This is a genomic window from Psychrobacter sp., assembly GCF_036731945.1.
Classification (GTDB): Bacteria; Pseudomonadota; Gammaproteobacteria; order Pseudomonadales; family Moraxellaceae; genus Psychrobacter.
This window is the reverse complement of record NZ_DAINDI010000004.1, coordinates 44753-56317: the sequence shown is the minus strand read 5'-3', so window position 1 is coordinate 56317 and position 11565 is coordinate 44753. Positions and strand designations below refer to the sequence as shown.

The 11565-nt window shown below is 43.3% G+C and carries 8 protein-coding genes and 2 tRNA genes; 7 read left to right on the top strand and 3 right to left on the bottom strand.

The window, feature by feature from the left end; all coding sequences use genetic code 11:
• Window positions 1–151: 151 nt before the first annotated feature.
• From V7D75_RS01620 to pilB, 3 genes are all read right to left on the bottom strand, one after another.
• The gene (locus V7D75_RS01620) at window positions 152–1051 is read right to left on the bottom strand and encodes a prepilin peptidase (protein ID WP_333613137.1); all 900 of its coding nucleotides are present in this window, start codon (window positions 1049–1051) and stop codon (window positions 152–154) included.
• Window positions 1052–1076: 25 nt separating this feature from the next.
• Complete coding sequence (locus V7D75_RS01615) at window positions 1077–2300, bottom strand: type II secretion system F family protein (RefSeq protein ID WP_333613136.1); 1224 nt, start codon at window positions 2298–2300, stop codon at window positions 1077–1079.
• A 209-nt stretch (window positions 2301–2509) separates the two neighbouring features.
• Window positions 2510–4219, bottom strand: coding sequence for a type IV-A pilus assembly ATPase PilB (gene pilB / locus V7D75_RS01610; RefSeq protein WP_333613135.1), 1710 nt, complete (start codon window positions 4217–4219; stop codon window positions 2510–2512).
• A 396-nt stretch (window positions 4220–4615) separates the two neighbouring features.
• On the opposite strand from pilB, the gene tpiA reads away from it, so the two are divergent.
• The 7 genes from tpiA to infB form a co-directional block, all read left to right on the top strand.
• Window positions 4616–5416, top strand: a complete 801-nt coding sequence (tpiA, locus tag V7D75_RS01605) for a triose-phosphate isomerase (RefSeq protein WP_333613134.1) — start codon at window positions 4616–4618, stop codon at window positions 5414–5416.
• Window positions 5417–5682: 266 nt separating this feature from the next.
• Window positions 5683–5991, top strand: a complete 309-nt coding sequence (secG, locus tag V7D75_RS01600; protein ID WP_025652589.1) for a preprotein translocase subunit SecG — start codon at window positions 5683–5685, stop codon at window positions 5989–5991.
• A gap of 197 nt (window positions 5992–6188) precedes the next feature.
• A tRNA-Leu gene (locus V7D75_RS01595) sits at window positions 6189–6273 on the top strand.
• A gap of 152 nt (window positions 6274–6425) precedes the next feature.
• Window positions 6426–6502: transfer RNA gene (locus V7D75_RS01590), tRNA-Met, on the top strand.
• Between the two features lie 535 nt (window positions 6503–7037).
• A complete protein-coding gene (gene rimP / locus V7D75_RS01585) occupies window positions 7038–7538 on the top strand; it encodes a ribosome maturation factor RimP (protein ID WP_333613133.1) in 501 nt (166 codons plus the stop codon).
• Between the two features lie 129 nt (window positions 7539–7667).
• The gene (nusA, locus tag V7D75_RS01580) at window positions 7668–9152 is read left to right on the top strand and encodes a transcription termination factor NusA (RefSeq protein ID WP_333613132.1); all 1485 of its coding nucleotides are present in this window, start codon (window positions 7668–7670) and stop codon (window positions 9150–9152) included.
• A 164-nt stretch (window positions 9153–9316) separates the two neighbouring features.
• On the top strand, window positions 9317–11565 hold a 2249-nt coding region (gene infB, locus V7D75_RS01575), incomplete at its 3' end, for a translation initiation factor IF-2 (protein WP_333613131.1).

Below are 11565 nucleotides of genomic sequence, written 5' to 3'. Positions count from 1 at the left end.
TAGGAATAAGATGAAGATGAGGCATAATTTGACATAGTAATGACTTATTTAACCGATAGAAGAGGGAGGCTACAATATACCAATAGCCTATTCTAGCAGGTTAAAGCGCATTTTTGAGAAATTGCGCGTCTACTTGCGTCAGTATAGGGGTTTAAGCGTACATTCCTAGATACCAATTGACGATATCTGGGCCGTATAATAATGCAATGATACCAGCAATCGCGATATAAGGACCAAAGGCAAAGGGACGACTTTCCCCTTGTTTTTTCATCAGAATAATCCCGACGATAGAACCCAGCAGGGAGGAGAGCAAGATAATAAGTGGCAACATCATTGGGCCAAGCCAAGCGCCCAAGACGGCTAGTAATTTAAAATCGCCTTGTCCCATGCCGTGTTTTTTCGTAATGAGATAAAAGATTTTTACCACCACCCACAAAGATAAAAAGCCAAGTAAAAGTCCCCAAATGGACTGCGTAGGTGAGACAAACCAACCTTGCGAATTTACCGCCAATCCTAAGCCCGCCAATGGAAAGGTTAGGCGATCTGGCAATAGCTGAGTATCAAAATCAATACCCGTTAAAGCAACCAGCGTCCAGACTAAAATTAATGCTGATAATCCAGCGGCGCTGACGCCAAACTGATAAATGACCAGCATAGATAGCAGCGCAGTCACCAGCTCAACAATAGGATAACGCAGTCCGATAGCCGCTTTACAGTCTGAGCAGCGACCACGTAATATAAGCCAGCTTATTAAAGGGATGTTTTCATACCACTTTATTTTATGAGCGCAGTGCGGACAGCGTGAAGCCGGTGTGCTTAACGTAATAGAAGGGTCAGCAGCGACGATGTTTGCCAGTGGTTGCGTATGTTCAGGCGGCATGTCTGCTTGCTCAGCCATAAACTGACTACATTCTTGCCGCCACGCCGCTACCATCATGTGCGGTGTCCGATGAATCACCACATTTAAAAAGCTGCCAACACAAAGACTAAGTAGACCAAATACGACTAAGGCAAGAGTCATATTTTCTTGTAATAACTGAAGAAATTGCATGAAATCGTTTTCCTTGCAGTGGCTGTTAGCCTACCACTGAGCCCATTTGGAAGATTGGTAAATACATGGCAATCACTAAGCCGCCAACCAACACACCGAGCACCGCCATAATTAATGGCTCCATTAAGCTGGTCAAACCATCAACAGCATTATCGACTTCGTTTTCGTAATAGACCGCAACTTTATCGAGCATCTCTTCTAAGCTACCTGATTCTTCCCCGATACCAACCATTTGAATCGCCATACTTGGGAATAAGTTGGTTGAGCGTATCGAAAATTGCAATTGCTGACCGGTGGAGACGTCGTTCTTTATTTGCTGAATGGCGTTATAAAAGACCACGTTGTTTGCGGCGCCAGCGGTAGAATCTAAAGCGTCAATGAGGGGTACACCAGCAGCAAAGGTGGTTGATAATGTGCGTGCAAAGCGAGCGATGACCGCTTGATAAGCGATGTTGCCAAATATTGGTGCTTTTAATACCGCCCGATCTAAGAAGTCACGGAACTTCTTAGAGCGTTTTTTAGCTTCTGAAAAGCCAATGATGGCACCGCCAATCAGCACAATTAAGATAAACCACCAAGATTGCATCCATTCTGACATGTTTACCACCATCTGAGTAAACGCCGGTAGTTCGGCACCAAAAGATTCGAATAAATCCGAAAAAACTGGAACCACTTTAATTAGTAGAATCATAGTAACGATAATGGCAACGACAATCACGGCGATAGGATATTTCATCGCTTTTTTAATTTTAGCTTTTAACAACTCACTTTTTTCTTTATAGGTTGCAACGCGCTCTAGCATGGTCTCTAGCGAACCCGATTGCTCGCCAGAGTCTACAAGAGAACAAAACAGATCATCGAAATAGCGCGGATGTTTACGCAGTGCCGAAGCAAAAGTGCCGCCCGCTTCGATATCGGCTTTTATTTGCAAGACCAAATCTTTCATGCTCGGGTTATCAAGAGAGTCAGCAACAATCTCAAAAGACTGGGTTAATGGCACGCCAGCTTTCATCATAGTGGCCAACTGCCGCGCAAAAATAGCAATATCAATCGGTTTAATAGACTTTTTAAAGGTATATAAAGGTTTGGGTTTTTTCTTGATACCTTTGACAGTGATACCTTGCTTGCGCAAGGTGGCTTTCGCCAACTCCAAGCTACGACTGGTGGTTTCGCCTTTTACTTTTTGTCCGCGCCGGTTTACTCCATCATAGACAAAGTCTAATAGCATGTCGGTTTTAGCTCTTGCCATGTTGATACCCTCAAAATTCGTCTAATAAAGATGTTATAAACCGGTAAAAGTATGTCAAATTTAATACCTCATTTCGGCATACTTCATTTCTATAAAAAAAGCCAGTATATATCTGTTTTATATTTAAGTACATCTGTTAGATAACATTGCTAGTTTATAAGTATAAAGGTTTAAAATCACGAATTAGAATTTTAATTTTGCAACGGTTGCTATTCAGAAGTCACGCGCATCATTTCTTGAATACTGGTTACCCCTTGCAGCACCTTTAAAATACCCGAGCGCCGTAAATCTCTAAAGCCGTTTTTAAGGGCAGCATCTTTAATGTCAATCGCGTTACCATCTTCCATAATGATACGTGAAATATCGGGACTGACTTTCATCACTTCATAAATACCAACACGGCCTTTGTAGCCTTCTCGGCATTCATTACAGCCAATAGGTTCATAAATGAGGTTGTCTGGATTGTCTAAATCAGCATCGGTAAAACCAAGCTCAAGCAGGCTTTGCCGTGGAATATTGATGGGTTTTTTACAGTTTTTGCATAAGCGTCGAGCTAGTCGTTGAGCAATGACCAAATTCACGGAAGTTGCAATATTAAAAGAGGCAACACCCATATTACGCAGACGCGTCAAGGTTTCAGGGGCAGAGTTGGTATGCAGGGTAGAGAGTACCATGTGTCCTGTTTGTGCTGCTTTAATCGCAATCTCAGCCGTTTCAAGGTCACGAATCTCACCGACCATGACGATATCAGGATCTTGACGTAAGAATGATTTAAGCGCATTGGCAAAGGTTAAACCGACTTTGGGGTTAACGTTGACCTGATTGATACCTTCAAGGTTAATCTCGACAGGGTCTTCTGCCGTTGAGATATTGGTCTCACCAGTATTTAAAATATTGATACCCGTATAGAGCGAGACAGTTTTACCAGAACCAGTAGGACCTGTAATCAGCAGCATACCTTGCGGTTTATGCAAGGCTTCTAAAAACATCTCTTTTTGGTCGGGCTCATAGCCTAAAGCTTCAATACCGAGCATGGCTGAGGAAGGATCCAAAATACGTAATACCAGCTTTTCGCCAAACAAGGTAGGTAGAGAGTTTACCCGGAAATCAATGGCTTTATCTTTCGAGATTTTAAGCTTGATACGGCCATCCTGCGGTATACGGCGCTCAGATATATCCATTTGCGACATGACTTTTAGACGCGCGGCAATTTTACCCGCAAGTTGTACCGGCGGACTGGCCATTTTTTGCATGACGCCATCGACACGAAAGCGTACGCGATAGGTTTTCTCATAAGGCTCAAAATGTAGGTCTGAGGCGCCCATACGAATGGCATCAACCAACATTTTATTGACAAACTTCACCACGGGCGCTTCATCGACGCCGTCGCTGAGTTTGGTTTCGCCTTCATCTTCTTCGCTTTCATTAAAGCCGATATTTAAATCGCTGTCAGAAAAGCTATCAAAACTTTGCATGGTATCAGCGTATAGATTCTCAATACGCCTTTTGAGCTTATCTTCTTCAACGACAACAGTCTCGATAGACAGGCGCGAGTTAAAAGCAATAGCATCAATGGCATCGATACGGGTGGGATCGCTTAATGCCACAAATAAGCGTTGCCCGCGTTTAAACAGTGGTAACGCATTAAACTTACGTACGATTTTTTCATCGACCAAGTCTTTTGGAATGACGTCTGAGCTTAGGGCATCAAGATCAAACAAAGGATCACCAAACGCTTGTGATAGCATCTGCGCTACTTGATAAGCATTGGCCAACTTATTGTCAACCAAATAAGGTACCAACCCTATTTGCTGCTGTTGCGACTCTGTTTGCGCAGTTTTCATATGCGCTTCGCTGACGATACCTTCGCTAATCAACTGCTGCGCTAAACCACCGTACTTACTGGCTGTGATAGACATTAAGACCTCTCTATGCGTGATACTAAATGGGCTGTATTTTTTACCAAAACCAAAACATCTACTATATATAACACCAGTAGCTTATTTATAATCGCTACATTGATTAGTAACATTTATTCTAAAAACAACTGATTGATTGCCTTGGTTTTATTTTTTATAAATAGAATGATATAGGAATTTTTTAGAGTTAAAAGACTTTATATAGCGTATAAGATGGTTAATCTGCAAAAAACGTCAATGTGACGAATACTTATCTAAAATCATTTTCTGCAAAATCGGTTCCAATTCTAAGCGCTTTATACTATAGCAACGCACTATAGCACTTGGGAAATATTTGTTATACTTGCGCGCATATAAGCCATATTGGCAGCAATAGATAAGATAAGGTATATAGGTATGCAAGCTTGGGTAATTGGAAATTGGAAGCAGAATCCAGCGACGAGCCATGACGTCAAGGCGCTACTAGATGACTTATTAACGGCTGTTAGTAGAGAAGAACAGCCTGATAACGCTGACTGTCAATTGATGGTCGCCCCGAGTTTGATTCATTTAACCGCTGTCAGTGAGTGCTTAAAAGGTAGTGCTATATTGAGCGCCGCTCAAGATATAAGCGCCTATAGTCCCAGTACTGGCGCTTATACTGGTGATTGTTCAGCGCAGCAAATTGCTGATGCTGGCGCAACATGGACGATATTGGGACACTCTGAGCGCCGTCAGTACCATCAAGAATCTCATGATTGCTTATTGCAAAAAATGACTTATGCCCTCACACAAAACTTAGGTGTGATATTTTGCATTGGCGAAACCCAAGCGCAGTATGATGCCAAAGAAACGCTGGCAGTCATTGATGCGCAATTAGCGGTGATTAAAGATTTACTTGCGCAAAATCCTGAACTTGCTACAAACTTGTCAGAGCGTTTAATCATCGCTTATGAGCCAGTTTGGGCAATTGGCACGGGCAAAGTACCAACCGTCGCTGAAGTAAGTGCGACACATCAACATATTAAGCAGACGCTGGCAGGTTTCGATGCTGCATTAGACAACATAACGGTTTTATACGGTGGTAGCGTCAATGCTGACAATGCCGACAGTTTTGCTGCTGATAGCATGATTGATGGCGCATTGGTTGGCGGCGCATCGCTAAAAGCAGAAGGTTTTTTAGCGATTGCCAAGGCTTTTGGCGGCAATAAAGCGTAGTCGTATTCAGTAAAATTACAATTTAATCCATATTGAACAATGACTTTGCTCAAAAAATGTCTTTCGCAGTTGGCAAAAGTGGCTTTAACAGTGCCCTTGCAATCGTGTACAATGCGCCTTATTTAGATGATTGCTTTATTGACACAACTGGTTTGGCGTTATTGGCCATATTAGATGTCAATCGTTAAACGCCAGTTATTTACATTATTTAATCCTACGATTTATTTTACGTTATCAGTCGTCATTACGCGGCAAAAGAGGCCACCATGTTTACGTTTATATTAGCCCTGCACATTATCGTGGCAATTGCCATGATTGGCTTGATTTTGATACAGCATGGTAAAGGGGCAGACGCCGGAGCTTCTTTTGGTGCGGGCTCATCGGGTACCGTATTTGGCGCCGCTGGCACTGCAAACTTTTTGACGCGTGCCACTGCGGTATTAACGGTGATATTTTTTATCACCAGTATGACGCTTGCCGTGCATGCACGTAAACAAGCAGAAGACCAGTTTCGTTTAGATGCGCCAGTATCGGCGCCACAAACGCCGCGCCCGCTGACACAAAACCCTCAGTAACTATATTTACGTTAAAGTCTGTCTTAATTTTTTGACAGATAATTTTAACCGTTATCTTTTAATGCAGGCAGTACTTGCTATTTTAAGACGTTAGATTTACAATGCTTCTCTGTTTTTAGCCGTCTTTAACTTTCGTTGCCTTCCTTATGCATCGGTTATAAAAGGTTAAAGCTGAAAAACAGAGTAGTAAGAAAAATGCGATTGTGGTGGAATTGGTAGACACGCCATCTTGAGGGGGTGGTGGCGCAAGCTGTGGGGGTTCAAGTCCCCCCAATCGCACCAAGCTTTACTTGTATGATGTTTTACTTGAACGTTGTTGTACTCAAACATTATAGAAAGCAGGGTTCATCGTCATTAATGCTTAATTTGATTATTATCTAAAATAAGTATTGACAGCCCTCTAAAACCTCTCTATAATATGCGTTCTAGATTGATGCGGGGTGGAGCAGTCTGGTAGCTCGTCGGGCTCATAACCCGAAGGTCGTTGGTTCAAATCCAGCCCCCGCTACCACTTTTTATACTGATGTTTTGTACACTAAATTTGTCAGTAACGATTAGCCCACCATTATGTTTGTGGGTTTTTTTGTATCTGATGGTCGGTGTTATCGCGATATCTGTCCTACTTATGCTAAGCTCTATCTCTATAGAGTACGATGCTATTCGTTATCCATCGTCCTTCGCCGCGATGCTTGTTAAGCGCACTATCCTTTACTTCTCATACCTTTACCGATAGTTCTGCTTTATACATAATAAAAGCATTGTCTGGTTGAGCTTGATGTTTTCTAGGCTCATCCTTATATAAAAGCACGAGTTATAAAACATCTTATTTATATAGTGACGCGTTTAAGCGTTAAGAATAAGGTAGGTTTTTAAGTTAAGGCGCGAATTGTCTTAATTTGATGGCAGTCAATTTTTATAATAGTTAATTATTGACAATAAACATTGTTATTGATAAACAACACAGTGCTATCAATACAAGCTTTACGATATAAAATACAGTTTGCTCAGTACGATAAGATACGTGAATAGGAAAAGATAAATAGATTATGAAGCTTTCGACAAAAGTTACAGAACTGACCAATATTATTGCGCCTGCGGTAGCAGCTTGTGATGTAGCGCTGTGGGGTATTGAATTTGCGCCACAAGGTCGTCGCTCGTTGTTACGCATTTATATTGAGGCATTGCCAGAAGACCAAGCCCAAGATAAGCAAGTGACCATCGAGGACTGCGCCGCGGTAAATCATCAAGTGAGTGGTATTCTTGAAGTTCATGACCCGATTGCTGGTGAGTATATTTTAGAAGTATCGTCGCCAGGTTTTGATCGTGCCTTTTTCTCAGATGAGCAGATGCGTGATTATGTCGGTCAAACCGTCAGCTTGCGCTTGATTCAAGCGATTGGTGAAGGCGATAAAAAACGCCGCAAAGCAACTGGTACTTTAGACAGTATTGATGACACTTCTTTAAAACTGACCGCCACTGATGGTAATCAGTTTGAGATTGCATTAAGCAATATTGACAAAGCCAACTTGATTTATGAAGATGCTTAGTTTAAAAACAGTATCTTGATAAATGAATATTCTAATCTCCAAACAGCCTTTGGCTTATGGAGAAAATATAACGTCAACACATTAACGATAAAGTTTAAGTCAATTATAAAACGATAGGACAGGTATAGCATGAGTCGTGAAATCTTAACGGTAGTAGAAACTGTCAGTAATGAAAAGGGCTTAAATCCTGAAGACATCTTTGAAGCAATCGAAGATGCTTTGGTGGTATCCACGAAGAAAAAAGTCTATACCGATCAGCCAGAAGTAGCGGTACGGGTTGCTATTGACCGTGCGACGGGCGATTATGATACTTATCGTTATTGGACAGTGGTTGCAGATGAAGACCATGAAATGCCTGCGTGTCAGCTAGCGATTACCGATCTTGACCAAGACGAATGGTCAATAGGTGATATCAAAGAAGAGCAGATCGAATCGATTGAATTTGGTCGTATTGCTGCGACGCAAGCCAAGCAAGTTATCATTCAAAAAATCCGTGAAGCGGAGCGCAATTTAGTAGCCGACGCATTTGAGCCACGTATTGGCGAGATGATGTATGGCGAAGTTAAAAAACAAACGCGCGATGGTTATATCATTGATTTAGGTGACAACGCTGAAGGCTATTTGTCACGTGATCAGATGCTACCTCGTGAACAATTGCGCCCAAAATCACGTATCAATGCCATTTTGTATTATGTTAATCGTGAAAACCGCGGTGCTCAGTTGTTATTATCACGCACGCATCCTGAAATGCTCTCAGCATTGATGCAAAAAGAAGTGCCTGAAATTGCTGAACAAATTATTGAAATTCGTAATGTCGCGCGCTTGCCGGGCACGCGTGCTAAAATAGCGGTTAAAACCAACGATCATCGTATTGATCCAGTTGGCGCTTGTATTGGTATGCGTGGTACGCGTATCCAAGCGGTACAACAAGAGCTTGATGGCGAACGTATTGATGTGGTGGTTTGGTCAGATGATCCAGCCCAATTTATCATCAGTGCGCTAGAGCCAGCGGACGTCAGCAGTATCATCTTAGATGAAGACACGCAAACGGCGGATATTATCTTTAGCACTAACGATCAATTGGCGCGGGCGATTGGCTCACAAGGTCAAAACGTGCGTTTAGCCTCTGAATTAACCGGCTATAAGCTCAATATGATGTTAGAGGAAGAGTATCAGCAGCGTCAAGAAAACGAAAGCAAGGCCTTTATCGAATTATTTTATGAGCGCTTAGAGGTCGATAAAGACCTTGCTCAAGCGCTGGTTGATATTGGTTTTACCAGTATTGAAGAAGTCGCTTATGTGCCAGTCGAAACCTTTTATGATATCGAAGGCCTAGACGATGAAGCGATTGACATGATTCAAGAGCGTGCCAAAGAAGTGGTCATTGCCGATGAATTGGTCAAACAACAGAACATGAAAGAGCCAAGTCAAGAGCTACAAGATCTTGAAGGAATGACGGTCAGTTGGGCCTATAAAATGGCACAAAAAGACATCATTACCGTCGATGACTTGGCAGAACAAGCCGTCTTCGATCTAGAAGATATCGAAGGTTTAGATAGTGAAACTGCAGGAAAACTCATCATGAAAGCTCGGGAATCTTGGTTCAATGAATAAGCGGTAACTGCATATCGCTGTCTTTTAGTGATATGCTATCGATAATAAGGGCTGGTATGACGTAACCCAATCAAGTGCGTTACAAATACTAGTCTTAACCCAATCATTTGTAGCCAACAACTGAATTGAACATATAGCAAATAATAGACAGTAGGTGATAATAAATGGCAGATAAGACCGTCAAAGAACTGGCAGATATGGTAGGCAAAACCGCAAGTGCTGTACAACAGCAACTGGTAGATGCTGGACTGCCTGCTCGCGCAGAGGATGACCTAGTCACCGAGCTTGAGCAAGAGAAGTTGGTGACGTATTTAAAGCAAAGTCATGGCCAGCAAGAAAAGCGACGTATTAGCCTGAAATCTAAGACGACTAGCACCGCACGCGTGACCGGCTCTTCAGGTAAATCTAAGAGCGTTAATGTAGAAGTGCGCAAAAAGAAAGTATTCGAGAAGCCTGATCCAGAAAAGATGGCGGAAGAATTGGCAGCGCGCGAACAAGCCATGATTGAAGCGCAAGAGCGTGCGACTAAAGAAGCAGAAGAGCGTGCCGCTACTAAGAAAAAGGCGGAAGAACGTCAAGCGGCTACGTTAGCAGCGATGCGTGCAAGCTTAGGTTCGAGCAAGAAGTCAGACGATAAGAATGACGATATCTCAACCTCAGTAGTGGTGAAAAAGGGTGGTAAAGCGGCGGTAGAAGTTAAGGCAAAAGAGCAGCCGAAGAAAAAAGTTGCCGCGACGAAACCAAAAGTTGAAACGGCAGCTGAGCGTAAAGCTCGCGAAGCTCGTGAAAAAGAAGAAGCCCGCCTGCGTGAAATCGAAGCAGAAACTCGCCGCGCACAAGCCGAAGAAGCGCAAAAGCGCACGCTTGAGCAAATGCGTAAAATGGCCGGTAAATATACCGATCAGCCAGCTACTGAAGTTCGTAAAGATGAGCCATTAGCCGAAGGTTTGGTCGGTGATGCTCTAGAAGAATCGTTTGAAAAAGAACGTCGCGAAATCAAACGCGGCACCAGTAGCACCAGTGCTCGCGGTCGTGGTCGCCGTAAGAATCAAGACGAGCGTGAAATCAAAAACCGTAAAAACGGTTTACGCTCAACGCAAGCCTCACAGCATAAGTTTGAAAAACCAGTCGATAAAATCGTTTATGACGTCGAAATCAGTGAACACATTACGGTTTCTGATTTGGCACAGCGTATGGCGGTTAAAGCTCGCGAAGTAACCAAATTGCTCATGAAAATGGGTGAGATCGCGCGCGAGTCCGACACCATTGATCAAGCAACGGCCAGTCTGATTGTTGAAGAGATGGGTCATAACCCAGTACCGGTTAGTGATACTAAAGTCGAAGACGATCTACAAGATGCGGTAGATGAGCGTAGCAGTAATGTGCAAACGCGTCCACCAGTTGTAACTATCATGGGTCACGTTGATCACGGTAAAACCTCATTGCTCGATAAAATCCGCACAACGAAAGTTGCTACCGGTGAAGCGGGCGGTATTACTCAGCATATCGGTGCTTACCATGTGAAAACCGATCGCGGTGTTATCACCTTCCTTGATACCCCAGGTCACGCCGCCTTTAGTGCTATGCGTTCACGCGGTGCTCAAGCGACAGATATCGTTGTCATCGTTGTCGCTGCCGATGATGGTATGATGCCACAAACCGAAGAAGCGATTGATCATGCGCGCGCTGCTGGTACGCCTATCATCGTTGCTATCAACAAAATAGATAAGCCAAGCGCCGATCCTGATCGCGTACTTAATGAACTCACTGCTAAAGAAGTGGTTTCAGAAGAATGGGGCGGTGATACCCCAATGGCGCGTATCTCAGCCAAAACGGGTGACGGTATTGATGAGCTATTAGAGCTTATCAGTCTACAAGCTGAGCTAATGGAGCTAGAAGCACCGTTAGACGGTGCTGCTCAAGGTGTCGTTATTGAATCACGACTTGAAAAAGGTCGCGGTCCAGTTGTCAGTGTCCTAGTTAAAAAAGGTACCTTAAAACAGGGCGACTTGGTATTAGCAGGTGAGCATTACGGTAAGGTTCGTGCCATGACCGACGAAAATGGTCAACGAATCAAATCTGCTGGTCCGTCTATCCCTGTAGAGATATTAGGTTTACCTGAAACACCTGCTGCTGGTAGCGAGTTCTTAGTCTTAACTGATGAGAAAAAAGCCCGTGAAGTGGCAGATTTCAGAACCAACCGTGAGCGCGAGCGCCAGCTTGAACGTCAGAACGCCATGCGTCTAGAGAGCATGTTTGATCAGATGGAACAAGGCGATGTATCATTCCTCAATATCGTTTTAAAAACTGACGTGCGTGGTTCGCTTGAAGCGTTACTTGCGGCTCTAAATGAGTTATCGACGGATGAAGTTAAAGTTCGAGTGATTAGCTCAGGCGTTGGTCCAATCTCTGA